The following is a 24,299-nucleotide window of genomic DNA, read 5'->3' as shown; positions in this document are numbered from 1 at the left end:
CGATTCAATCATAACCCGCATTCCACTTCTTCAGATTAATCGATGCTACTCTTGGAGTCTAGCTAATCAACAAAAAACAATGACCGATTACTATTCTATATTCAACCCTCTTTACTTTATAAACAAAATAAAGAAGCAGCGAGTTCCTCCTCTGCTTCTTTATTGCGGATTAACCTGAGATCTCATTTATTTAGCCAGCAGTTTAGGGAACTCATCCAGCAGCATGCTGCTGGTCAACATATCGTCATAATTCCATTTAGTCTCCACAAAAGTAACTTTTCCGCTCTTTACAGCAGGGAGCGAGCTCCACAACGCAGTTTTCATTAACTCATTAAAGGAATTTTCCGCATCAGCATTGGCCGGATAGATGACAAACAAATGGTCACCAATAAGCATCTTATGCATTAGCTCAGGGGAGACCTCAATATAGGGTGCACCTTCTGCCGGCTCGATTTCCTTCACTGCCTCGGACATTTTGTAGCCCTGCGGCTGATACAGCAGTGCAGGAATACCACCAGTTTTCATCAAATACATTGTCTTGTTCCAATAATAAATCAGCACTACCGCTGTTTCTCCTTCGGCAAGTTTGCCTTCCTGACGCAATCCGCTCCACATATTCTCGGCCTTGCGATTATATTCGGACAACAGTTGCTCTGCTTCAGCCTTTTTACCCACTATCTCACCAATGACAGGCAGACGCTCAGACAAGGGTTTACTCTGGTCAAATACAACAGTAGGTGATATTTTGGACACTTCTTCATATTGTTTGTCCATCACATAACCCAGCATTGTCAAATCCGGTTCCAGATCCAAAACAAGTTCCAGATTTGTAGGAAATCCAATATCCTGTGCCGGGGTTGTCTCCTTATCCAAATAGACTGATTCTTCAATAAACCGGCGGTCGACACCGACCGGCTGAATCCCGAGTGCCAGCAGGTCTCCGATCGAATTACCTTGCAGCACAATCCGCTGTGGACGCTCTGGAATATCAACCTCATGCCCCTGACTGTCTTTATATACTCTTGTAGATTTTGAATTGGTGGCTGAGTCCGGTGGACTTGTCTCTGTTTGCACAGAGGATACTGGACTAGGGCCAGCATTCACAGAATTAACAGGACTGTTCCCTGAAGAACAAGCACTAAGCATTAAAACCAGACATAACAGCATCGCTGCTCCCATTGACATTTTTGTATTTCTAACCATCGGTAAATCCCCTTTTCTTCTATATTGATAATGATTATCATGATCATTATCAATATAACTTGGCTCAGCCCATCCTGCATTAGACAATCTTAGCCTGATTTTAGGACGATCTGATCCTTTGGCAGAGCCTAGGGCCAATGACTTAAAATTACCCGGAGTCACACCGGTTGTTTTCTTGAAAATACGGATGAAATAGGACAGGTCCGTGTACCCCACTCCGGCGGCAACCTCCTGCAATGATGCATCGGTATTTAGCAGCAGTTCCTGCGCCTCATCTATTCGCGTCCGAATAAGAAAATCAATCAGACTGGTACCCGTCTTGCTTTTGAACTGCTTCGCCACATAGGCCACACTATAATTAAGCTGCTCTGCAATAGAGGATAAGGTAATAGGCTGACTGTAATATTCTCGTATGTATCGAACTGCTTGCTCCACCAGATCCGGCTTGACGGGATAGACTCCATATGCCTGTCTCTGCCGCTCAACTTCGTAGACAAATTGATAAAGCATTGCTTTGATCTGAATCCGTTCAAGTGAACTTGAGTCCAGCCATTTCCGGTGCATCTCCTTTACTTGAGACAGCAAAGCCACTGGAGCATTCGGAGCAAATTCATATTGTTTTTGAAAAGGACTGTTTCTTTCAAAAAGTCTACGTACACCTGATCCGGACGTTAGCGAAAGCGAGGCTTTATAGAAAATAAAATAAAACTCCATTTCCTCCCTGACCCAATCAATATCCAGTTGCCCTCCCTTTCCGCTGTGTAGGATATGAAAACGTTCTGCAGCATGTTTATTTCCATTGAGCCGAAAAACCACGTTGCCGCGAACCATATATAAAAAACCTGCAGCCGGGAACCTATAGGAGTTCAGCTTGTCTCCTGCCTTAAACAACATATGGCGAATATCAATCAGCCGGATATGTGCATAATCCCAGAGCATCAAATTATCATCAGCATTTAAAATCTTTACTCGCCTCCTTCCTATCGGAAGTATAATTGATAATCATTATCAACCGCAAGAGCTGGAAGCAATCTACAAACAAGAAGTCTGATAAAGGCAGTTAAGCATCACCTAAAAAAACAACAGTTCGCCTCTAATCAGTAGATGCAATGTGCCAAGCTACAGGCTAATTGTTAAGATCTCCCTCTCCCCCCACCATCTTGAAATCCCGCACCAGTCAAGGATTTATTCTGTGCATCATCCATTTTAATTTAATTTTTTCATTCTCAAAATTACTATTTCGAAAATCTCACTATCTTCCGATATGTTCTTATGAGCTATTTGCTCAGAGACAACTTGGGGGAGATGGTAGCATGTTACAACAACTAAAAAAAAGGCGGTTTGGTTCATCAAGCATAGCAAATACTTTGTCCATTGTACTTTTAGTTATTATTGTTGTCGTCTTCTCAATCTTGGGAACCTTTATGTTTTCCAGCACTCGCAGCATACTTGTGAAACAACAAGAATCTATGCTTCAGACCAAAACACAGGCACTTGTCAGTCAATTTGATGCACTATTTAAGGAAAAGGGTTCACTGGTCAAGCAAATGTCAACGAATAACTTATTCAAACAATACATCGAAACCACCGAAGCTCCTGAAATGGCCAAGACTTCTCCGCATGCCGCTGAAGTAGCAAAGACACTAGCTGACATAGTAAAGGTGGAACCCACTTTTGCAGATGCATGGATTGCGAGTACTGCCGGCAAAGGTTTTTATATCCTCAACAATGGTACGACATCAGATGCTGACTTTAACATTAAAGAACGGCCGTATTATAAGCCAGCAGTCGAAGCAGACGGCCTGTACTACTCCGATCCTTATATTGACATCACTACAGGTGATATGCTGATGGGTATTTTCTATCCGATAAAAAATGACAACAATACATTAATCGGTTTTGTCGCGGTTGATATAGCGTCTAAAAATATCCCTGAGATAATGGAAAGCTATAAGCTAGGCAGCACAGGTTATTCCATTCTCGCCTCCAAAACAGGTGATATTCTGTATCACCCAGACCAGTCTAAGGTCACAAAGGAAAAGATTAATGAGCTGCCAGGTGATCTTGGGGGAATCGGCAAGAAAATGATCGCTGGTGAATCCGGCGTACATCTGATTAATGACAACGGAGAACGCCGTTACATCGGCTATGCTACAAGTAAAGATACCGGCTGGTCCGTAGGTTTAACTATTTCAGAGCGAGAAGTGCTCTCCGAATTAAAAAAGTTCACCTGGATTACGATTGGCGGGTTTGTTGCAGCGGCGATTCTGCTCGTTCTATTTTCGTATATCACGCTCCGTTATCTGCTCAGATCTATACCGAAGCTGCTTACCAAAATCAAACGGGTGGAAAATGGGGATTTGACGGTTCAATTTGATGCCTATTCCAACAACGAAATTGGACAAATCTCCAACGGAATATTCAACATGGTCCAGAAAATTCAAGGGATGCTCCAAATAGTGGGTACCTCCGCTCAGGTATTAAACCAGTCCTCAAAGGATCTGCAATCTATTTCTTCCCGCACAGCTATAACGATGAACGATACAGCCACAGCCATTAATGAGATTGCGAATGCAACCAACTATCAGTCGATCGAAACGGATACGATTTTGCAAAAAACCGGATCATTATCTGGTCAAATTGACGAAATCGCTAATGATGCCATAGCCATAGAGACGATGGTGCAGGCTTCTGCCGACCAGAGCGAACTGGGGTTGGGTGTGTTGGATCAGTTATCAAAATGGGCAGAAGAAAATCACAACTCCACTCATTCGATATCGTCTGCCATCCATGATATTGATCAAAGCCGTCATGAAATTTCGAGCATCGTGGACACGGTACATCAAATCGCTACGCAAACCAATCTGCTGGCACTAAATGCTTCCATAGAAGCAGCACGTGCGGGAGAACAGGGACGCGGATTTGCCGTTGTTGCCGGAGAGGTTCGCAAGTTGGCGGAGCAGACTGCACAGGCTACACAGGAGATTGGCAGAAAGGTTCATGAAATCGAAGAGAAAACTAGAGCATCTGTGGAATACACAGCCCAAGGACTTGAAATTGCCGAAGAAAATGCAAAATCCGTGCAGGCTACGAAACAGGTATTCTTTAGCATCAACAGCGATTTGGAGGCTTTAAGATTACGTATGATTCAAATCAGCAGCAACACCTCCAAAGTCCATAAACACAAAGATGAAATCCTACAGGCACTCGAAATCATTTCTTCAACTACAGAAGAGAATTCCGCTTCAACCGAAGAAGTTAGCGCAAGTACGCAGGAACAATTGGACAGCATTGAACAGGTTGCCGAACTGTCCCTGCAGCTCAATCAGTTGTCCAAAAAGCTTCAGGACGAATTAAACCAGTTCCAGGTCGAATAGTCCTTTAGTCATCCGTAATTTGCACAGTCGTAAGACTGTCCTCCCTTCTAGAAAAATTAAGCAGCCAGTGCATGCCGATAATCTATCGGCGCGTACTGGCTGCTTTTAGTTTCAATTCGCTAGTAATGGTCTCTTCTATAATACGGTACAGACCTTGAAACTTAACTATTGATACGGGTCAGGAATTTCCTCCCACTGACCAGTAAAGACATCTACTTTAATCGTGAATTCCCTGCTTCCTTGCCTAACATCACTGAACAAATAACCATCCCCGATAAAGCCTGAAATCCAGTCCGTATCTGTTGGCTTGAAACCCTCTGTATCAAAGATAGGTTGAAGTAACTTATACAGTTCCTTCTGGTATTCTGTACCGTTAGAGATGTTCCACAGATCTATCGCTTCTCGGTTTACAAGACTTCTCAGTGGACTGCCAGAAGTTACGTCATGAACCGTTCCGGTAAGCGGATTTATTTTATAGCTATTGCCTTCCCCTACGCCATTCAGTGGATCTATATCCACCCTATACTGATCTCCGTCTTTGCTAAAGGTCCAACCACTTGCCGGAAGCTGTTTTTCCATCATGGACTTGATATCCTGTTCACTGAGTGGTGGAGATATAAACGATCCATAGTACATCTGTGCGCTCTCAAGGGTCAGATTCTTCCCGTAAACGGCAATAACTTCGAGCGGAAACTCAGACATAGACGCCGCACCGGACATATGGGCTACAATTTGGTCATCTATCAGTTCGTATGAAACTATAGAGCCAAATCCGACCTTCTCTCCCCAAGCTCCCTCCGTGTAATCATACACTTTGGTCAAATGCTTTCCGTCCAGTTCAGCAGATACATAAGTGTGGTTATTTCGATGTGTAATGGATGATTTCAGCTTCTGATTCAACGTTTCGATCGGATCTTCGACCACAAGCTCTTCCAAGCTAGCAGGCTGAAGCACATGAATCTCACTCATAGAAAGTCCAGTACCCGTGCCGGTCGTAATGCGTATGAAAATTTCTTTCGTTCCATCTCCGTTCACATCTGCTTCTTCAATCAATGGAGGCCGAGTTTTATCTTCTCCTGCATTCCACAAGAACGTACGGCTTACTTCACCACGCACATCTACCGTGACTTTATGCAAAAGTGTATTCTCCCCAGTGGGATTAGCAGATACCGTGATTCCGTTTTTTTCAGCCAAAAGAGTGCCTTTAACCCCGGAAGCCGTTGTATTTTTATCCTGCACTTCTGCCTGAAAAGTAGCAGGAGCGCTCATTGCCGGAGCTGATGCAGATTTTAGCTTTGCTCCTGTAAGGGTACAGCCACTTAAGATCATAATTACAGCTAGGCCCAGCATTGAGCTTTTTGCCGTAAATTTTTTGTGCCTGGTGATCATAATAATCCTTCTTTCCATTTCCTTTTTGCTGCTCGAAATGCCAGCTGTACCTGCCAACCGGATCGGATCGGGTAAGGTTTCTAACAATTTGAGAAGTGTCAAGGCATAACTTCTGTGGCAAGCTGGTTCAAGATGCTTCAAGGCCAGAGCATCACAGGCAACCTCTTGATCCTCTTTCATTTGGCGTACGGCATACCACAACAGCGGATTAAACCAATGCATGGCCAGCAGCAGACCTGTCAGCAGATTTAGCAAAATGTCATGGCGCTTCACATGTGCCAGCTCATGAAGGAATATATGACGGAGTCCGTTCGTCTCCAGAGTGTGTAAAGTAGAGATGGGCAGCAGCAACTTGGGCCGCATAACGCCAAGTAGTGTCGGTACGGCAATCTGCTTCGTCCCGATCAGCTTGACTGGGCGACGCACCTGCATTTCCTGCTTACAGGATTCGAACAACCGTTGGACTTCTGAGGAATGAATCTCCGTTTCCTGTCGAACCCGTGCGGTAAATCGCAGTTGCGCTCGAACCGACATGCCCAGCACCACCGCCGCTCCGCCAAACCACACCAAAACCAGTACATGTATCGGCTGCCATCCTGAATCGGTTTGCGGATTGACTTGTACCATAACATCCGATGTCGATTCTCCCGGCAAAGGTCCACTTTTTGCAATTCCAGTAACTGACGGCGGTTCCTTTTCCCCTCCGGTCAACTCTGGGACATAAGTAAAGCCAACTTCCGATTGCGCTGACGGAATAAAGGAACTCTGCGCCGTTTCTTTCTCCAGCGGCAACAGATTAAAAATACTAAATGTGCTTTCAGGTGCCCAAGGTATAACCAGCCTCACGATCAATGGTATCCACAGAAGATACGTCCAGGTAGGTTTCAGACGATCCTTGAACAGGAAGCGGGTCAATAAGATCAGCAGAGCCAGCACGCTCGCCATGGCAGACAGCGACAATACCTTGACGAACAGATTGTATGCAGCTTCCAGCAAGCGGCTCAGTCCTTTCGTTCATCCAAAATTCTCTTCAGTTCTTCAATATCTTCCCGGGACAACTTTTCATCCTGCAAAAAATTGACCAACATCGGGCGCAGAGTTCCACCGTAGATCCGCTTCAGAAAGGATCTTGTCTCCGATTGGACACATTCCTCTTCCCGCACCAGCGGATAATAGGAATACACCCTACCTGTCTGGTTATAACCAATAGCCCGTTTCTCTGTCAGACGCTTAATCAACGTCCGTACCGTCTTTGGGTTCCAGTCCCTGCTGCCTTCTAGTGCTTCAACAATCTCACCTGCAGTGCGTGGGGCACTTGCCCACAGCACCTTCATCACTTCCCACTCGGCATCCGAGATCTTTGGAGTTTCCGTAGACATCATTCTATCCGCCTTTCTCTCCTCTGTATGACTACACTTGTAATCCAATATCCAAAATATACAAGTCAGCATCGTTTATGTCAACCCTAAACTCCCAGCTCACCACGGTTTATGGACAATGTACACGGAGATTCATGATTACGTACATTAATAGCAATAATACGGCTTTATTAGTCAAAGATGACTTCAAAAGAGGTGGAACCTATGCCTATAAAAACAGGTAATCAATACATCGAACGAATCGACCGGCAAAAGATCAATATCTGGTACAAAGGAACACGTGTTGAAGGTCCTTTATCCAAACACCCTGCCTTTCAAGGTCTCTTACAAACACAAGCCGAAATGTATAACATGCAGTGTGATGAACGTTATTTGGCGCAGATGACCTATCCTTCACCTGATACTGGAGATCCGGTTGGTTTATCTTTTCTTCCACCCAAAAATGCTGAAGATTTAGAACGCCGGAGAAAAATGATTGAACTCTGGTCCAACAGACATCACGGATTTTTAGGACGTTCCCCCGATTATATGAATACGGCCATCATGTCTCTGTTCACAGCTGCTGATATCCTTGAGGATCATAATCCGAAATATGCTGAGAACCTCAGAAAATACTATGCCTACTGTCGAGATCATGATATTACCTTATCCCATGCTTTCATCCAGCCTCAAGCCAGCAAAATATCCGGCCAGATTGATGCTACAGAGGATTCTATCGCTGCAAAAGTCGTAGAAATCAATGATCAAGGGATGTTTGTTACCGGTGCTTTTATGATGGCAACACAGGGAGCTACATGCGATGAAATGCTTGTATTCCCAACTCCCTCACCCTCACTTGTGGATGATGATAATCCCTTTGCGTTTGCCTTTGCGGTGCCTAATGATCTGCCTGGGATGACTTTTTTTTGCCGTGAAAGCTACGCTGCCTCATCCACCTACGACCATCCGTTAAGTTCAAGATATGAAGAAATGGATACCCTTGTTATCTTTGACCGCGTACTGATCCCTCATGACCGTATATTTTATTATGGCGATGAGAGGTACTGTTCCCGATTATTCGGCGAGAGTAACTTTCATACGCATATGGCCCACCAAATTATCACCCGCTATATTGCAAAGACCGAGTTTTTTCTTGGTATGCTAGAGTCTTTGGCGGAAGAACAAAATGCTGTCCTTGAGGCCTACACGATTTTGCCTATTTCCAGAATATTAACCTATTTAGAAACTTTCAAAGCCTTAAGACTTGCAGCGGAAATAGGGGCTTCGCTCGACAAATTTGGATATCTCGTTCCAGATAAAGGTCCACTGTTGGCTTCAACCATTCACTTTTCAGAGTTTTATCCAGAGATGGTTGAAATGGTTCAAAACCTCAGTTCAAGCGGGCTCATCATGATCCCCTCTGAAGCCGACTTTACATCAAGCGCTGGTTCGTATCTTTATGAGTATTTGAAGGGAAATGTCTCGGATGCGTGGTATCGAAATGCCTTATTCCGGCTGGCTTGGGAACTAGGAGCGGGTGCATTCGGAGGTCGTCAAACCCAGTTTGAGCGGTTATTTTTCGGCAACTCCCAAACAGTGGCCTGGCGTATGTACAACAGCTATGATAATCACGAGTATTTTCGTCAAATCGTTCACGAATTTATTGCCCCTGATGCCCACTTGTCTAAGTCAACAACAGATGGAATTTCCAATTAATCAAGAGTTGCGAAGGTTTATAATGATGTTTTTCAGGATTGATTAAGAGACTGCTTCCGCTCTCTTTTTCAGTCCTTTTTGAGCTTTATCAACAAACCAAATTAGGAAGAACTAGATGCTTTTCCTTACCTGCACTGGACAATTCTGTAATAAGTTGTTTATAGTTTATTAGCATTAGGAAGTGATTTGCTAGCTTAGGAGGGAACAATGAACTATGGGCCATATCATAGTCGTAGAAGATGAACGTGCAATCAGTGACTTAATTACTATGAATCTAAAATTAGTCGGACATACCTATAGCAAGGCTTATCGCGGGCTGGAGGTTATTGAACTGCTGGAACGTGAAAAGGCCGATTTAATTCTGCTCGATATAATGCTGCCCGAACTGGACGGTTTTGAGATCATGCAGCGGATTGCTCACTTACAAATTCCGGTGATTCTGATCACCGCAAAAGATTCACTGGCTGATCGCATCAAAGGCTTTGAGCTGGGCGCCGATGATTATATTATTAAACCTTTTGAAATCCTTGAACTGTTGGCAAGAATCAATGTGGTGTTACGCAGGAGCGAAAAAGGCATTTCCAATTTTCTCTGTGGAAACGTTGAGGTACGTTATCTTGAGAGGCTTGTGATGGTGGATCAGATACCCGTAGATTTAACCGCTAGGGAATTTGAGCTGCTTGAGGTCCTTATCCGCAACAGAAATATTGCTTTATCAAGGGAAAAGTTGCTGGAATTAGCCTGGGGCTATGATTTTGAAGGAGATACCCGTACCGTAGATGTTCACATCAGACAGCTGCGCAAAAAACTAGGCTGGGAAGAACGAATTAAAACCGTATTTAAGCTTGGTTACCGCTTGGAAGTTCAGGTCTAGTATGAGATTCTGGCATAAAATTCTGCTGTCAGTCCTCGCTTTCTTCATCGTCGCCCTAGATGTGAGTGTAATCATGATTATGAAAAAAAGCTGGCAGCTGAACATGGACAGCGAAATGCAGCGTGCTTCAAGCGAACAGCTATTAATTGCAAACAACATTTATGAAAATCTTGAATCGATTCAGACCCGTGGGGCCACACTTACCTCTACTTTAATCTCAAGTGTGGCTCAATCCTATGGTGAATTTTATCATAAGCAGGGAATCGGACTACAGCTCTGGGAGAATGACCAGCTGGTTTATCCGAATGCCGGAGTCCCATCAGTCTCAACACCGGAGTCACATTCTATTCAACTCTCTACTGAGCTCCCTGCTCCCTATCAAGCTTTGACGATCGTTTATCAACGTGATATCAGTGACCTCTATGCTAAGCAGCATGAGCTGAACCGTTTTTTTGTAATGATTAACTGGATTATCGGTCCAATTCTGCTCCTATTACTCTACTTGCTGATCCGGCAGTTGACCAAACCACTTAAACAGCTTTCAAAGACTACAAAAACGATCGCTGAAGGCAAATATACCGAGCGCGTGCAGTTGCGCAGTAAAGATGAATTTGGTGAGTTAGCCCTGAACTTTAACCGAATGGCAAACGCAGTGGAACAGCACGTGATCGAACTGTCTAATATGGCCGATGAAAAGCAGAGAATGGTCGATAACCTCGCCCACGAACTGCGCACACCTTTAACCAGTATGCAGGGATTTGCTGAATTTCTGACTTCCGCGAATATAGGCCAGGAAGAACAGCAAATGGCTGGTCAATATATCCTTAGTGAAACCTTACGCCTGAAGAATTTAGCCTTCAAACTGCTGGATTTGTCCGTCCTACGGCATCATCCTCTGACTCTGAAACAAGTAGACATATCAGATTTGTTCAAATCGGTTAAACAGATTGAGCAGCTTAAATTGGACGAAGCAGGCATCAAACTAGAAATGGATTATTCCATCCCTGCGGTTTGGGGTGATCATGATCTGCTAACTTCCTTCTTGGTTAACCTTGTCGAAAATTCCATTCATGCCTCTCCGCAAGGGAGCACCATCCGCTTGCTTGCCTATGTATTGCAAAATGAAGCCATATTGGAAGTATGTGATTCAGGATTTGGGATGACACCGGAACAGAGCGCGCGTGTTTTTGAACCCTTTTATCGAGGTGAAAAATCGCGCACACGCGAATACGGAGGTGCGGGTCTTGGTTTATCTTTATGCAAGCAAATCGCAGATGCGCATCAAACTAGAATTTCACTCAATTCTACTTTAGGTCAAGGAACAAGTATCCGCATCTTTTTACAACTCCATAACATCTGTTCACCTACTCTATAACATCTATAGTTTAAGGTTAGGAAGATTCAGCATCATCCGAAGCAAATGGAGGATATTCAAGTGAATAACAAATTCCCCACTACTTTAGCTATACTCCTGTTCTCGGGGAGTCTGCTAATCGTCAGTGCAGTCATTCAAAACACCACCCATTTAGCTTTAACCAGCACCAAAACCCCAGGGGTGAAGTTGGAAGCACCAACGCCGGTGTCCACAGTGAATGACGATCTGCAACCGCAGATGAGTCCTAAAGAAATACAAAACATTAACAATTTCATAGACATGGCGGGTCATGAGACTTCTGAATCCAAACGGACCACTGTCACACCGCCTGCTGCAGAGAATTTGAGTCAGACTGATGCCGTTATTCTGGCTGCTTCAAGCGTACGCAAATTATTCGATGTGGACATTGCCAAGCTGCAGATGCGGGTTATTCTGAGTGATACCCGAACCTCGCTGCCGTGGACATGGGCTGTACATTTCAGTCCATATAACGCCAAGACCCTAGAAGGGCAAGGTAAGGAATTCTGGGAATATGATGTACTAATTGATCCCATAAACGGTATGGTAGTGAACACGACCGCGATTAATATTGCTCTGAAAAGAACACCAATTAGCGCTTCTGCTGCCAGCACTATCTATAAAGATGCCCGTTGGATCAATGCGGCCATAACTATCCTTACAGATAAACAAAAAGAAAACCGGAAAATTGCTACAGCAACACTGATCAACACTGACACCAATGATAAACGCGGCATGGTCGCTGTTCAGATGATGCTGGAAGATGGCAGCAGCTACACGGCAGAAATGCGTTATCCTGATCAAAGTCTACGCTGCCTTACCTACGAGACTGCTCAAGTAGTGAAATAAATCAAAAATGGAATCAGCTCTTCACTAATCCTACTTTTATGTCGATAATTTATATTACATGGAAAAGTATGGAGGAGCATATGAACACTAATCGCAGAACCGAACCTTTTCGATATACCCTTAAAGAACCTGTAACATTTGATCTTCATATTCTTACTATTAACGGAATCCAGGTTCCTTCCAAGCCTGTAAGGGCTGTATTGTTCGACATCAGTCGATCGGGTTGCCACTTATCGTTACCCCTCAATATCAACCCAGAAAATAACCTAGTACGCATTGGCATGGAAATGAATCTTACGGATGAATCTATGTACATAGAAGGAATATTGAAATGGAACAAAGAACAACAAGGCAGTTTCCACTACGGCATTCAATTGGACATCCCTGAGAATGATGGTGATCGGCTCCCAAGAGTACTTCGCATCCTTGCTGGAGAAGGCAAAATATTAGTTCGTTAAGATAACAAAAAAGAGTAGTTTTAATCTAAAAAAGCAACAACCCCGCGTTTTCATGCAGGGTTGTTGCTTTTTAGCTATTGCGATCCAAACTTATTGTTGTAATCCGAAATCGCAGATCACCATTTCATGGATTTTATTCTTGAGGCACATCCCGTTCAGGGGATGCTGCTACAGCTTTTTCTTTCTCCAGTACCTCTCTTAAATCATCTTGAATTCTGCGATTCCATAAGGGAACCCCTGAGCGATAAGCAGCTCTGCCCGTCAAATGCGCAGATAAAGGTGAGGTCATAAATACAAAGACAATCCCCAGTAGCAGCTTAGCACTTATATGATCTAGAAAAAATGCAAAATATAGAAAGGCCCCGCTCAGAACACATAAAACACCAAGGGTGGCACTTTTGGCAGCAGCATGTGATCTCAGATAAACATCAGGCAGCCGAATCAGACCATAAGCACTTACAGCACTAAGCAATGCCCCCATCAGTATTAATAAGGCAAACAGCAATTCACCGACTGTCTTGATCATTTCCATGTTCAAGCACCACTCCCCTTTCGATGTATCTGGCAAATGCCGTCGTGCCGATAAAGGAAAGAATGCCTATTAACAAAATAATTTCGATAAAAGCCTGCGTTCGGAGTAAAACAGAAAGAACGGCTACCATGGCTAACAGATTAATTCCAATCGTATCCAGTGCCGCTACCCGGTCGGGCAAAGAAGGTCCCTTCAACAACCGCCAGGCACATACACCAATCGCCAGCGCCATAATCGTAAGCGAGAGCATAAGAATAAAATGGATCATTAACGGGTCACCTCCAATATCGCACGCTCAAAGGTGTCACGGATATTCGCTCTGAACTGTGCGGGATCCTCAACATCCATGGCATGAATATACAAAGTCCGGTTATCATCCGATACTTCAAGTACCACAGATCCGGGAGTAAGGCAGAGCAATGTGATCAAAGTAGCCACTTCCCAATCCGATTTCAGCTCTGTAGTATATTTCAAGATTGCCGGACGTATATTAAGCTCCGGTCTCAGAACAGCTTTTACTACTACATAACTTGAAACGACCAGTTCCCGCAGCAGCAACAGGATTAGCTTAATAATTGCCCACACTTTTCCTAGATATAATCTGGGCCAAAAACGTCGCATTCCGAGCAGAATGAGGATACCGATCAAGAAACCAATGACGAAACGTGGCCCAGTCCAGTCATTGTGCAGGAACATCCACAGGAATGCTATCATGAAATTCAATAATAGTTGAAAAGCCATAGTATCACTCCTTCATGACAGCGTTAATGTATAGTGCTGGATCAGCCAGTACAGCTCCGGCTTGGCTGACAAGTCCGTTTACCGTCTCCGCACCCACACCCATCAGAATTACAATCGCGAACAGAACAGCTGCCGGTGCCATCATAGCTTTATAATGAAGCGGTTTGACTTGTTCTTCCCTTTTCTCGCCACCCCAGAACACTTGCTGGAATACCTTGATCAAGGAATATAACACTACGAAGCTGGATGCAAGTGCAATCAGCGCCAGAGCCACGTGATTCTCGCCAAATCCACTCCGCACCATCATCACTTTTCCAGCGAAACCACTAAGGGGCGGAACACCAACCAATGCCAAAGTCAGTACAAAAAACATCCAGCCGGTCCACGGATAACGTCGGATTAAACCACCCATTTCTTTTAAGCGGTCAGTGCCTGAAGCTGAGATAATCATCCCACCCAGAAAGAATAATAATGCTTTGGCAACCATGTCATGCATTAAATAAAACACTACACCATTTAACGAATCCTGAGTCGCGACAGAGATCCCAAAAGCAATAAATCCTACACTGATGATGATATTATAATTAAATATTCGGCCCAAATCGTTGTATGCCAATGCCCCGATTGCCCCAAGTATCATCGTCGCCCCCGCCATCCAGGCAATCAATGTATGGGTGAGTCCCGGTTCTTGAATAAAAATCAAAGTAAAGGTACGAGTAATTGCATACAATCCGACCTTGGTTAGCAAAGCCCCAAACAGGGCTCTAACAGCCAATGGTGGTGCACTATAAGAATCGGGAAGCCAGAAAAAGAGCAGTAAACCTGCCTTAATCGAAAATACAATTAGCAGCAGAACCGCAATGACGTTCATTACACCGCCTTGTCCCGCCTCTGCTACACGCATAGATAGATGCGCCATATTCAGTGTTCCTGTCGCGGCATATAAATAAGCAATCGTCGCCACAAACAAGGAAGAGGAAATCACATTAATTAATACATACTTTAATGTCTCTCGCAGTTGACCCTTGGACCCACCAAGTACGATCAAAGCGTAAGAGGCAACTAACAGCACCTCAAAGCAGACAAACAAGTTAAACAGGTCCCCGGTGAGGAAAGAGCCAAATACCCCGGTTAATAAAAAATGGAAAAACGGATAGTAATAAAACCGTTCCCTGTCTTCCCCAATGCTAGCGAAGGAAAAAAACAGACAAGCCGCGCCAACAATGGCCGCAGTCAACACGAGCAATGCCGAAAACATATCGGCAACAAACACAATGCCATAAGGTGGACGCCATCCCCCCATATATAAGGTCTGGATACCGTTTGTATTTACCTGATACACAATGAATCCTGCAACAAAGATATTTAAAAACACACTGACGGCACTTATGATTCGTTGCAGACGTACTCGTTCTTTCAGAAAAATGAGTATAACTGCCGTAATGGCCGGAATCAGCAGAGGCAGCACTAACAAGTTGTTCATCGTCTCTCCTCCTTGGTTCCTTCCACATCATCGGTACCCGTCGAGCGGTAAGTCCGGTATGCCAAAACAATAAAAAATGCTGTTACTCCAAAGCTAATTACAATAGAGGTCAAAATGAGCGCCTGCGGCAAAGGATCGACATAAGCTTCCGCTTCCTCACCCAGCAATGGTGCAGCACCTGTCTTGAGGCCAGACATTGTCAGTAACAACAAATGAACGCCGTGCGTTATTAAAGTGGTTCCCAGAAGGATGCGCAGCAAGCTTTTGGAAAGAACTAGATAAACACCTACGGAAAACAGTACACCGATCGCCAGGGCAATAATAAGCTCCATTAGCTATCCCTCCCGATCGTAAATATGATATTCATAGTGACACCAATAACAGCTAAGAAAACACCGAGATCAAAGAACATTGCTGTAGTCAGTTCTGTTTTGCCCATAAGTGGCAGTTGGAAATAGCCAAACGCTTGGCTCAGAAAAGGTACATCGAATAAAAACGAACCTATTCCTGTAAGAAAAGCTACAGATACCCCAACCGCGATTAACTTACGATAGTCGATAGGCAATACCTTCTCAACCATATCAATCCCAAAAGTAATGGCGAGCAGTACCAATGCGGCTGATGCCATCAATGCTCCAATAAATCCGCCTCCCGGATTATTATGTCCGGCGAAAAACAGATAAAGCGAAAATATTAGTATCATAACGAAGGCTACTTTAGCTACCGCTTGTAGTAACACATCATCACTTACAGAAGAACGTGGTTTATTATCCTTCACAGCCCGCTTCAGTGGGGCAATAGTTCCATCCGTATCCAACTGCAGTTTGATCATGGAATAAATAGCAAGTGAGGCAAGGCCAAGCACTGTAATTTCAAACATGGTATCAAAGCCGCGGAAATCAACGAGCAGAACATTAACAATATTTTTACCGCCACCCAAGGTATAGCTATTCTCCACATAATATTTCGAGATGGATTCGAACGGACTACTGCCTAAAGCAGCAAGTGCAACCAATGTCATGGTTATTCCCATCCCGATGGAAATAATTAGCTTAGGCAAGCGGGACCGAAGTTTGAGCGGCTCTTTCTCCAGCTTAGGCAAATGCCGAAAACATAGCAGGAACAATGTAACGGATACTACTTCGACAATCATCTGGGTAAGCGCCAGATCAGGTGCCCGGAACAGAACAAAGAGTAAAGTAACCATATAACCAACCATTCCTGTTAACAAAATGGCTGTGATTCTGGAACGAACAAAGGGGATAGCCAAAGCGCCCACAAGCATAACCATAACAACAATAACTTCAAACAAAGAAAACGGAGCATATTCAGTTGTCCCAAGCGTTATTCCATCGGTATACCACACGGCTCCACCAATGGCTACGATCAGGAAAGCGAAGATATACATCAAGTAATGGCGCATGGAACCTGTCATATAGATGCCAGTCAACGCCCTAGACGATTTCTCGACCAGCCGGATTACTCCGTCATAGACTTGATTTAAAGTGTAGCCACTGCCCCATTCTTTATCGACCAGACTCCAGCGGCCATAGATTCGGTATACAATAATACCAAGAATCACAACACCAAGTGTCATCCATATTTCTGGTGTAAAGCCGTGCCAGAAATGAATATTCACAACAAAGGGTTCTCCGGTCTGCAAGATAGGGTGAATAGCATTCATTGCAGGGATAATAAGTGTTTTGGATAATATATTCGGGAAAAAACCGATAAATATAGACAGCACTGCTAGCAGGCACGGGGCAAGCAGAAGTCCAAATGGGGCTTCATGCGGTTTTTTGTCCAGCTTCTCAGGCTGATATTTTCCGAAAAAGGTGTGGAAAACCAAAATCATACTGTATGCAAAAGTAAACACGCTGGCAATCCAGGCCAAAACCGGGAAGAGCGTAAACAACGAGGGAATAGACAATATATCCAGGTTTCGGATATTCAGAACAGCCGTAAAAAACATCTCTTTACTTAAAAACCCGGAAAATGGCGGCAAACCAGCCATCGAGAAACTGCCGATCATCGCTACCGTAAAGGTAACCGGCATAATGGAAATCAATCCGCCCAGCTTTCGCAGGTCGCGGGTACCCGTCTCATGGTCAACTATACCGACCATCATAAACAAAGAGCCTTTAAAGATGGCATGGTTAATAAGGTGAAAGATAGCCGCTGTTGTTGCAGCAGTGTAAAAGACTGAATCTTCCCCTACATAAAATGCCGCTGCCGATCCCATTCCCAGCAATCCCATAATCAGTCCAAGTTGACTAATCGTTGAATAGGCTAATAGAGCCTTCAGGTCCGTCTGCTTCATCGCCTGGATGGAGCCATAAATCAAGGTGATCAAACCGACGCCTGACACAACCCAGAACCACTCATATTGCCCCGCAAAAACAGGGCTGAAACGGGCGACAAGATACAATCCAGCTTTAACCATCGTTGCCGAGTGCAGATAGGCGCTGACGGGTGTCGGTGCCTCCATGGCATCCGGCAGCCAGATATGAAACGGGAACTGAGCTGATTTGGTGAAGGCGCCTAAGAGAATTAGTAGCATCGCCGGAATAAATAAAGCATGCCCGCTAATATCGCCAACCTCACTCCAAATTTCCCGGATACTAAAGGTGCCTGTCATTACATAAAGCATTAAAAAGCCGGCAAACATCGCTAAACCACCAAATACGGTAATCAACATAGATTTGAGAGCACCATACCGCGATTTTTGCCGCCGATGCCAAAAGGCAATTAACAGAAATGACGAAACACTTGTTAATTCCCAAAAGCCGTATAACACCATCAAGTTATCCGAGAGCACAACGCCAAGCATCGCCCCCATAAACAACATTAGATAAATATAAAAAGGGGTTAACGCTTCTTTTCGCCGGTCCAGATAATAAATTGAATAGATAATTACAAGACTACCCATCCCAGTGATTAGCAAAGCAAACAACAAACTTAATCCATCCAGATGGAAAACCAAATCAATTCCTAGTGAAGGAATCCATGAAATGGTTTCATATCCCAAATCTCCACCTTTAATAACGGGAATCCGGGTTAAGAAATAAACAAACAAAACGAGTGAACCAGGGAAAACAAGCCATCCTCTATGAAGGTTGGGTGCTCTCTTGGACAAAAGTGCGATTACTAAGGCCATTAGAAACGGAACAAGTATGATTACATGCAGCAAAGGCAGTCCTCCTTTTCCACTTGAGCTTATCAAGTTGTGAACTTTAGTACTTACTTTTTTACCAAAAGCCAAAGATCATATGATTGGTAGGGCCTTTTATACAAGGCCCCAATGTTGATAAGGGCAAGCCCGATTATAAAGAATCGGTCAATGTGCCATCACAAATATGCAGATATCTAGCCTTTCCATCTTCTTGCTCAATTCTGAATAAACCGTTCTCAAATTCTGTGTGTAGTTCGTGAAAGAACTTTCCCTTAAGCGAATACTCTCCCTGAGGTTCATCACTGAGCTGGTACTCAGCCCCGTTTTTGACCAGGTAAGCGATAACGCCTTCCTCATGGGTTTCTTCCAGCCCTGCACGCATCCGCTGCACAGCCACGACATGCAGATCCATCATTTTCATTTTACCAATGAGTTCATTGATGAAATTACGTTTGGTAAGCTCCTGCCACCGAGTTTGAGCAGATTGTCCAATGACGATCTGTGTGACCTCATTCTCTTCAGCAACTTCTACAATAATATCTGTTGTTTTTCGGCCTTCACGTTTCCGAATGATAAACTCAGCGCCAGCTTCATCGGCAAGACGTTTCCAGACCGTCATATACATTTCTTTGCTCTGATTATATTCATCAATATCCGAACTATCGACATTTAATACAAACAATGGCGCCCCTATAATTTCAGATAGTTGGACACCACGCCGGATTAAACGCTCCCCATGCGGACCATAATGAACACAAACCATAATCTTTTCATTGTGTATGACCTTCACCCTCCTGTAACATGGCCAAGAAATACAAAAGGAGCCCACTGGCGTTAGGCCCCTTGCGTAATTCTAAAACCCGATAAGTTATACTTAATTATATCTATTCCTATGTTTTTTGTAAAGTTTGTTGGTTATCATGGAACATATTTCTTTTTAATGCTTGTATCATGCCCTTCTCTAGCAGTTGTCATACAATGGTTATTATATATTCCTTTACAGGAATATTCCCTCCGTGGTATATTATCATCACAAACAGGAAATACCAAAAAGGAGGCGCTATAGAGCCGCTCAACCACAGTATGTCATAATAGAGATGCGAATGAATTTAATGAATCGAAGTGATCCTTGTTTATGAATACTAACGTTATGAGTGCCTTAGCTGAGCCCCACCGCATGCAGATTGTTGAACTATTACGCGAGAATCCTCTAACCGTTGGGGAGATTGCAGAAAGTCTTCAGCTACGGCAGCCTCAAGCGTCCAAGCATTTGCGCGTCCTTAGTGAAGCGGGCTTAATTGAAGTTCAAGCTGTTGCTAACAAGCGCATTTGCAAGCTCCGTCCTGATCCATTTAAGGAAATAGACGATTGGTTAGACTCCTACCGCCATATATGGGAAGAACGATACGATCGACTGGATGATTATTTACAAAAGCTACAGAGCAATGAAAACAATAATAAATCGTAGCCTCAGGTCGAAATTGGCAGGAAGCAAACAAATTTGAGGAGGATCTATCCCATGACAAATTCTAACCCGTCCAACCAAGTGGTATCCAAAGTTGTTGATGGCAACACATTAGTATTAGAGCGCGTATTCCAAGCTCCACGTGAGCTAGTATTCAAGGCTTTTTCTGAGGCTGAGCATTTGAAGCACTGGTGGGGTCCAAAAGGTTGGACGCTTCCCGTATGTAATGTCGATTTCCGTCCAGGGGGTACTTGGCATTATTGCATGAAGTGCGTGGATAAGAATCAAGGGGATTTCTACGGTATGGAGTCTTGGGGCAAGGCGTTGTATAAGGAAATTACAGTCCCAGAACAAGTCATTTATACAGATGGATTCTCAGATGCAGAAGGTAATATTTCAAAAGATTTGCCTGAAACGCTTGTCCAGCTAGATTTTATCGACCTGGAGGGTCAAACGAAGCTGGTGAATACCGGTAAATACACTTCTCCGGAAGCCTTGCAACAAGTGATTGATATGGGGATCTTAGAGGGGATTTCCCAAACCTTCGATAATTTGGACGCCCATCTTGAGAATTTACAGAAGAATAACTAGAGCAGCTATCACACGATAAGTAGGACGATGCAAGGATACTCTCTCCTGCTCGTCCTACTATGTTTATTTTGCTGGAAATAAGAACCTGATACTATTCGGAAAATATTGCAGGAAAAACGTGTCATTATGCGTGCCCAGCGGATCCGTCTCAAACTTCACTCGCTGATGCGCTCCATCAATCTTCTCTTTTAAAATATCATAAGCACGTTTGCTGTTAGGCACCATGTCCTTCTGGGCATTTGTCTTGTGGATCCCTTCCTGTTCACCAACATACATATAAATTCTGCATTCCCTATCTAGTCTTGAAGTCTCCATGAAATGAATGAAATCTTTAAACCATACAGACGCAGATATCAATATAAAATTCCCAACAGTAGCTTCAGTCTTGTACATCGCGTACAGACTTATTAATCCACCTAGTGAAACACCACCCAAAGCCAATTTCTCCGGCTCGTTGGAGATGCGATAGGAGCTTTTGATATAGGGTACAAGATCCTGATAGACATAATTCAAATAATCATCGCCCTTGCCCCCAAAGGACCAATCCTTAAAAAGAGCAGGCATTTCCCAAGGTGTATATTCATCATTCCGCAGCTGAGAATCAATCCCGATAAAAATAACCGGCTCTGTTACTCCCTCTTCTACATCTTTCTCTATAGCTGTAATCGCCTCTTTGAACAAAAAATCTCCATCCTGTAAGAAAACCGCTGGGAGCATCCGCTCCGGAAATAGATGATATTCTTTCGGTAAATACACGGTAATCTGACGATCCATATGTTCAAAAAGCACAAGCTCGCCTGCCCTCATTTGCGTCATATCCCCACTCCTTAACAGTTCAGCACTCGAAACGCTCTACTCATAATCGTTGGTACTACAGAAGCGTGATTTTCATTGGGTGCGACATAGTGCTCAACCTCTAAATTAGGCAAAGCATACTCGTTCAATTTTGAAAATAAATCTGCTGCGTCATCGACCATAAATGATTCTTCACTTCCTACGGTAATCAATAATTTTTGTTTATCGGCCGTCAACTCTTGACCCTTGCTATAGAACTGCTCCGCATACGTCAGGATTTCATGATCATTCCACCAAATGGATGGACTAGAGGCCAAATAATACTGGAATAGCTCCGCACGAGTGAATAACGTCCAGAGGACAAATAGACCGCTGAGAGAGTGACCAAACAAGGCTTGTTTATACTGATCCACATTATATTTCTTGTTGATTGCTGGCATTAACTCTAATTCTAAAAAAGCCAAAAAATTCTCAGCCCCACCATGTGGACCTATGTCAGCATTTTTCAATCGGTCCGGATATACATAATGCTTCGCTGGAGGTGTGAAATCATAAAATCTTCTTTTAGAGACCTCTTCATCTGAACCATTATGTCCAATGCCAATCACAATTGCTGGTGCAATAAAAGTTTTCGGGGCATTTCTTGACTGCAATTTCACAACATCCCGACCCAATTGAAAATATGAATTACCATCGAGCATGTAATACACGGGGAAGCCCTTTTCTGGTGCTGCTTCTCTGGGAAGAGAAACCTTTATATCGTACGTGTAACCCATATACTGAGATTCAAGTTTCCATGATTCTGTGTGTTCGAGCTCTACTTGTGTTGTCATTTTTTCTGTACACTCTCCCCTACACTCTTGACTTTGCTAATAAATATAAGAAATAAGGAATTCCAATAATCGAAACGACTATACCCACGGGTAACTCTGCCGGCTGAAATATTGTTTTGGCAAAATAATCCGAGATCACCAGCAAAAACATCCCTACCACTGCACTGGATAACATAATATAGCGGTGATTAATCCCTACTAATCTTCTGGCGATATGAGGAGCCATCAAGCCTATAAAACTTATAGAACCGGATACAGATACACAAACACTTACGATCCCCACACTGCATAACAGAAAGATCAGCTTTTCTTTTTCTACAGAGATCCCTAAGCTCTTTGTACTGGAATCCTCCAATTGAAAATAATTGAGTAAATAGCTTTTTCGATACATTATAAATCCTAAAATAAGCACCCAAGGTGCGATCGTAATGATATAAGTCCAGTTCGCGCTGTAAATACTTCCGACACTCCAAACCGCAGCCATCTCATAATCACTTGCATTCATTTTCAGAGAAATATACAACGACAACGCACCAAAACCACTGCTAATCGCGATCCCTGTCAAAATCAAGCGTTGCATATCGAGTGCACCATTCCGCCATGAAAAAATAAAGATAATGACAACTGCGGCAAGCCCACCTACAAAACCAAACAGCGGCATGGCTAGTATCGAGAACCAGCTTTCTTTAAAAAAAGTAACTCCCGACATCTGAAAGAAAAACATAAATGCAACGATGGCAGCTCCTGCGCCTGCATTAATCCCAAGGATACCTGGATCAGCCAGCCCGTTACGGGTAATCCCTTGAATGACAGTTCCCGCCATCCCCAGACCTATTCCTACTAATGAGGCAATAATGATCCGTGGTAACCGAAACTGAAAAATAACCAGGTCAAATTTAGCATTAGGATCTATTCGCAGCAGTGTTTTTATCACGTCCATTACAGACATATCAAACACGCCATTCGTAAGATGAAAATACCCGGCCACAAGGGTTAACAGGATAAAAACTAATAGTGTCAGCATATAGCGGCTAAACTGTACTTTACTTCTATCCACGCTGCTCTCCCCCTTTAACCCGAATTAAATAAAGGAAGAAAGGGATGCCAATAAAGGCTGTTACAACACCAATTGGCGTCTCAAACGGAAAGTTAATATAACGGCTTAAGACATCGCAAAACGCTAAAAAAACAGCTCCAATCACCGCTGAGCAAGGAATGATAAAGCGATAGTCTATACCTACGATAAAACGTGTAATATGAGGAATGATTAGACCCACAAAGGCTATCTTGCCGACTAAAGCTACTGCTGTCCCGGTCAGACATATAACAGATATAATACTGACAATTTTCACCCATTTTGTTCGTTGACCCAAACTAATCGCGGTTTCATCCCCCAGGGAAGCAACCATTACTGACTTAGAAATACTAACCGCCAAGAGCAGTCCAACGATTATAAAAGGAACTGATAATATTAGCATATCTGGATTAACGGTATGTATTTTCGAGCTATACCAAACGCTAACATTTTGTGAGACTTGAAAAAACATCGCTACTGCTGAGGCGATACTACTTAAAAAAGTACCAATTACAGTCCCAATAATAGCTAACCTGACTGGTGATAAACCGTTTTTAACCAATGAACCAAATCCGAAAACCAAACCTGCTCCGATGGCTGAACCCACCATAGATAAAATAATCATCTGAACATTCGATAATCCCGGATAAAACACCATAGCCAACGTAATAACAAATGCCGATCCGTCATTTACTCCCATAATCGATGGTGATGCAAGATAGTTACGTGTAACCCCCTGCATTAACGCCCCTGAAACAGCCAGAGCCGCTCCAACTAATAAAGCGGCGATTACACGCGGAAATCTAGATGTCATAATAATGTTGTGGTCCACATTATTAGCATCGAAGTGTGTAATCGCCTGCCATATTGTCAATATTCCAATATCTTTAACACCATATAAGACGGATACAACCATTGCTAATACGATGAATAATGGAGAAGTTGATAGGATCAATATAACTTTCCAATTTTTTGTATTCATCTTATTCATCGCA

The 24,299-nt window shown here is 43.5% G+C and carries 23 protein-coding genes; 8 read left to right on the top strand and 15 right to left on the bottom strand.

What is annotated here, in order from left to right:
• Positions 1–186: 186 nt before the first annotated feature.
• Positions 187–2,142: an AraC family transcriptional regulator gene (locus MHH50_RS13205; protein WP_340034418.1), complete on the bottom strand. Its 1,956-nt coding sequence runs from the start codon at positions 2,140–2,142 to the stop codon at positions 187–189.
• Positions 2,143–2,516: 374 nt separating this feature from the next.
• Between MHH50_RS13205 and MHH50_RS13200 the strand changes: the two genes are divergently transcribed.
• On the top strand, positions 2,517–4,580 hold the full coding sequence (locus MHH50_RS13200) for a methyl-accepting chemotaxis protein (RefSeq protein ID WP_340034417.1): 2,064 nt from the start codon (positions 2,517–2,519) through the stop codon (positions 4,578–4,580).
• Positions 4,581–4,745: 165 nt separating this feature from the next.
• Here the strand turns inward: MHH50_RS13200 and MHH50_RS13195 are convergent, their stop codons facing one another.
• From MHH50_RS13195 to MHH50_RS13185, 3 genes are read right to left on the bottom strand one after another with little or no spacing between them, the layout of a single operon-like run.
• Entirely contained in the window at positions 4,746–6,884 is a 2,139-nt protein-coding gene (locus MHH50_RS13195; protein WP_340034615.1) for a M56 family metallopeptidase, read from the bottom strand.
• On the bottom strand, positions 6,787–6,987 hold the full coding sequence (locus MHH50_RS13190) for a hypothetical protein (RefSeq protein ID WP_254847649.1): 201 nt from the start codon (positions 6,985–6,987) through the stop codon (positions 6,787–6,789). Before MHH50_RS13190 ends, MHH50_RS13195 begins: the two co-directional genes overlap by 98 nt.
• Positions 6,971–7,351 (bottom strand): BlaI/MecI/CopY family transcriptional regulator, encoded by a 381-nt coding sequence (locus MHH50_RS13185; protein WP_254847611.1) that lies wholly within the window; start codon positions 7,349–7,351, stop codon positions 6,971–6,973. Before MHH50_RS13185 ends, MHH50_RS13190 begins: the two co-directional genes overlap by 17 nt.
• A gap of 201 nt (positions 7,352–7,552) precedes the next feature.
• Between MHH50_RS13185 and MHH50_RS13180 the strand changes: the two genes are divergently transcribed.
• The 5 genes from MHH50_RS13180 (at position 7,553) to MHH50_RS13160 (ending at position 12,617) form a co-directional block, all read left to right on the top strand.
• Positions 7,553–9,043, top strand: a complete 1,491-nt coding sequence (locus MHH50_RS13180; protein WP_076280768.1) for a 4-hydroxyphenylacetate 3-hydroxylase N-terminal domain-containing protein — start codon at positions 7,553–7,555, stop codon at positions 9,041–9,043.
• A 214-nt stretch (positions 9,044–9,257) separates the two neighbouring features.
• Entirely contained in the window at positions 9,258–9,917 is a 660-nt protein-coding gene (locus MHH50_RS13175; protein ID WP_076280769.1) for a response regulator transcription factor, read from the top strand.
• A 1-nt stretch (position 9,918) separates the two neighbouring features.
• Positions 9,919–11,292: a HAMP domain-containing sensor histidine kinase gene (locus tag MHH50_RS13170; protein WP_340034416.1), complete on the top strand. Its 1,374-nt coding sequence runs from the start codon at positions 9,919–9,921 to the stop codon at positions 11,290–11,292.
• Between the two features lie 60 nt (positions 11,293–11,352).
• Positions 11,353–12,159, top strand: coding sequence for a hypothetical protein (locus MHH50_RS13165; protein WP_076310431.1), 807 nt, complete (start codon positions 11,353–11,355; stop codon positions 12,157–12,159).
• Positions 12,160–12,239: 80 nt separating this feature from the next.
• Positions 12,240–12,617, top strand: a complete 378-nt coding sequence (locus MHH50_RS13160; protein WP_076126051.1) for a PilZ domain-containing protein — start codon at positions 12,240–12,242, stop codon at positions 12,615–12,617.
• A 133-nt stretch (positions 12,618–12,750) separates the two neighbouring features.
• Here MHH50_RS13160 and mnhG read toward each other — a convergent pair whose 3' ends face one another.
• The 7 genes from mnhG to MHH50_RS13125 all read right to left on the bottom strand — a co-directional run bounded on the left by mnhG (position 12,751) and on the right by MHH50_RS13125 (position 19,335).
• Positions 12,751–13,149 carry a monovalent cation/H(+) antiporter subunit G gene (gene mnhG, locus MHH50_RS13155; protein ID WP_076126049.1) on the bottom strand — a complete coding sequence of 133 codons (399 nt, stop codon included), beginning with the start codon at positions 13,147–13,149 and terminating at the stop codon, positions 12,751–12,753.
• On the bottom strand, positions 13,124–13,417 hold the full coding sequence (locus MHH50_RS13150; protein WP_036686407.1) for a Na(+)/H(+) antiporter subunit F1: 294 nt from the start codon (positions 13,415–13,417) through the stop codon (positions 13,124–13,126). Before MHH50_RS13150 ends, mnhG begins: the two co-directional genes overlap by 26 nt.
• Positions 13,417–13,890 carry a Na+/H+ antiporter subunit E gene (locus MHH50_RS13145; RefSeq protein WP_076126047.1) on the bottom strand — a complete coding sequence of 158 codons (474 nt, stop codon included), beginning with the start codon at positions 13,888–13,890 and terminating at the stop codon, positions 13,417–13,419. Before MHH50_RS13145 ends, MHH50_RS13150 begins: the two co-directional genes overlap by 1 nt.
• Positions 13,891–13,894: 4 nt before the next feature.
• Positions 13,895–15,373: a Na+/H+ antiporter subunit D gene (locus tag MHH50_RS13140; protein WP_076183579.1), complete on the bottom strand. Its 1,479-nt coding sequence runs from the start codon at positions 15,371–15,373 to the stop codon at positions 13,895–13,897.
• Positions 15,370–15,705, bottom strand: a complete 336-nt coding sequence (locus tag MHH50_RS13135; RefSeq protein ID WP_036686402.1) for a Na(+)/H(+) antiporter subunit C — start codon at positions 15,703–15,705, stop codon at positions 15,370–15,372. The genes MHH50_RS13140 and MHH50_RS13135 overlap by 4 nt, the downstream gene beginning before the upstream one ends.
• On the bottom strand, positions 15,705–18,569 hold the full coding sequence (locus MHH50_RS13130; protein WP_312147910.1) for a Na+/H+ antiporter subunit A: 2,865 nt from the start codon (positions 18,567–18,569) through the stop codon (positions 15,705–15,707). Before MHH50_RS13130 ends, MHH50_RS13135 begins: the two co-directional genes overlap by 1 nt.
• A 127-nt stretch (positions 18,570–18,696) precedes the next feature.
• Positions 18,697–19,335 (bottom strand): universal stress protein, encoded by a 639-nt coding sequence (locus MHH50_RS13125; protein ID WP_232061321.1) that lies wholly within the window; start codon positions 19,333–19,335, stop codon positions 18,697–18,699.
• A 345-nt stretch (positions 19,336–19,680) separates the two neighbouring features.
• Here MHH50_RS13125 and MHH50_RS13120 point away from each other — a divergent pair, with 345 nt between their 5' ends.
• Both MHH50_RS13120 and MHH50_RS13115 read left to right on the top strand, forming a co-directional pair.
• Positions 19,681–20,013, top strand: coding sequence for a metalloregulator ArsR/SmtB family transcription factor (locus MHH50_RS13120; RefSeq protein WP_076126043.1), 333 nt, complete (start codon positions 19,681–19,683; stop codon positions 20,011–20,013).
• A 51-nt stretch (positions 20,014–20,064) separates the two neighbouring features.
• Positions 20,065–20,601 carry an SRPBCC domain-containing protein gene (locus tag MHH50_RS13115; RefSeq protein ID WP_076280773.1) on the top strand — a complete coding sequence of 179 codons (537 nt, stop codon included), beginning with the start codon at positions 20,065–20,067 and terminating at the stop codon, positions 20,599–20,601.
• Positions 20,602–20,664: 63 nt separating this feature from the next.
• Here MHH50_RS13115 and MHH50_RS13110 read toward each other — a convergent pair whose 3' ends face one another.
• From MHH50_RS13110 to MHH50_RS13095, 4 genes are read right to left on the bottom strand one after another with little or no spacing between them, the layout of a single operon-like run.
• Entirely contained in the window at positions 20,665–21,417 is a 753-nt protein-coding gene (locus MHH50_RS13110; RefSeq protein WP_081392445.1) for an alpha/beta hydrolase-fold protein, read from the bottom strand.
• Positions 21,418–21,428: 11 nt separating this feature from the next.
• On the bottom strand, positions 21,429–22,229 hold the full coding sequence (locus MHH50_RS13105) for an alpha/beta hydrolase-fold protein (protein ID WP_076280774.1): 801 nt from the start codon (positions 22,227–22,229) through the stop codon (positions 21,429–21,431).
• A gap of 19 nt (positions 22,230–22,248) precedes the next feature.
• Positions 22,249–23,253 carry an iron ABC transporter permease gene (locus tag MHH50_RS13100; RefSeq protein WP_076279113.1) on the bottom strand — a complete coding sequence of 335 codons (1,005 nt, stop codon included), beginning with the start codon at positions 23,251–23,253 and terminating at the stop codon, positions 22,249–22,251.
• 25 nt (positions 23,254–23,278) lie between these two features.
• Positions 23,279–24,295 carry an iron ABC transporter permease gene (locus tag MHH50_RS13095; RefSeq protein ID WP_076126037.1) on the bottom strand — a complete coding sequence of 339 codons (1,017 nt, stop codon included), beginning with the start codon at positions 24,293–24,295 and terminating at the stop codon, positions 23,279–23,281.
• Positions 24,296–24,299 lie beyond the last annotated feature (4 nt).

It is taken from the genome of Paenibacillus sp. FSL H3-0302, from assembly GCF_037982245.1.
Taxonomy (GTDB): Bacteria; Bacillota; Bacilli; order Paenibacillales; family Paenibacillaceae; genus Paenibacillus_AQ; species Paenibacillus_AQ odorifer.
This window is presented reverse-complemented; position numbering and strand designations above follow the sequence as displayed.

What these genes read in the sequence shown, in the direction of transcription:
- MHH50_RS13205 (WP_340034418.1), bottom strand. Translation starts at nt 2,142, where the DNA reads ATGCTCTGGGATTATGCACATATCCGGCTGATTGATATTCGCCATATG.
- MHH50_RS13200 (WP_340034417.1), top strand. Translation starts at nt 2,517, where the DNA reads ATGTTACAACAACTAAAAAAAAGGCGGTTTGGTTCATCAAGCATAGCA.
- MHH50_RS13190 (WP_254847649.1), bottom strand. Translation starts at nt 6,987, where the DNA reads ATGAACGAAAGGACTGAGCCGCTTGCTGGAAGCTGCATACAATCTGTT.
- MHH50_RS13185 (WP_254847611.1), bottom strand. Translation starts at nt 7,351, where the DNA reads ATGATGTCTACGGAAACTCCAAAGATCTCGGATGCCGAGTGGGAAGTG.
- MHH50_RS13180 (WP_076280768.1), top strand. Translation starts at nt 7,553, where the DNA reads ATGCCTATAAAAACAGGTAATCAATACATCGAACGAATCGACCGGCAA.
- MHH50_RS13175 (WP_076280769.1), top strand. Translation starts at nt 9,258, where the DNA reads ATGGGCCATATCATAGTCGTAGAAGATGAACGTGCAATCAGTGACTTA.
- MHH50_RS13170 (WP_340034416.1), top strand. Translation starts at nt 9,919, where the DNA reads ATGAGATTCTGGCATAAAATTCTGCTGTCAGTCCTCGCTTTCTTCATC.
- MHH50_RS13160 (WP_076126051.1), top strand. Translation starts at nt 12,240, where the DNA reads ATGAACACTAATCGCAGAACCGAACCTTTTCGATATACCCTTAAAGAA.
- mnhG (WP_076126049.1), bottom strand. Translation starts at nt 13,149, where the DNA reads ATGGAAATGATCAAGACAGTCGGTGAATTGCTGTTTGCCTTATTAATA.
- MHH50_RS13150 (WP_036686407.1), bottom strand. Translation starts at nt 13,417, where the DNA reads ATGATCCATTTTATTCTTATGCTCTCGCTTACGATTATGGCGCTGGCG.
- MHH50_RS13145 (WP_076126047.1), bottom strand. Translation starts at nt 13,890, where the DNA reads ATGGCTTTTCAACTATTATTGAATTTCATGATAGCATTCCTGTGGATG.
- MHH50_RS13140 (WP_076183579.1), bottom strand. Translation starts at nt 15,373, where the DNA reads ATGAACAACTTGTTAGTGCTGCCTCTGCTGATTCCGGCCATTACGGCA.
- MHH50_RS13135 (WP_036686402.1), bottom strand. Translation starts at nt 15,705, where the DNA reads ATGGAGCTTATTATTGCCCTGGCGATCGGTGTACTGTTTTCCGTAGGT.
- MHH50_RS13120 (WP_076126043.1), top strand. Translation starts at nt 19,681, where the DNA reads ATGAATACTAACGTTATGAGTGCCTTAGCTGAGCCCCACCGCATGCAG.
- MHH50_RS13115 (WP_076280773.1), top strand. Translation starts at nt 20,065, where the DNA reads ATGACAAATTCTAACCCGTCCAACCAAGTGGTATCCAAAGTTGTTGAT.
- MHH50_RS13110 (WP_081392445.1), bottom strand. Translation starts at nt 21,417, where the DNA reads ATGACGCAAATGAGGGCAGGCGAGCTTGTGCTTTTTGAACATATGGAT.
- MHH50_RS13105 (WP_076280774.1), bottom strand. Translation starts at nt 22,229, where the DNA reads ATGACAACACAAGTAGAGCTCGAACACACAGAATCATGGAAACTTGAA.
- MHH50_RS13100 (WP_076279113.1), bottom strand. Translation starts at nt 23,253, where the DNA reads ATGCTGACACTATTAGTTTTTATCCTGTTAACCCTTGTGGCCGGGTAT.
- MHH50_RS13095 (WP_076126037.1), bottom strand. Translation starts at nt 24,295, where the DNA reads ATGAATAAGATGAATACAAAAAATTGGAAAGTTATATTGATCCTATCA.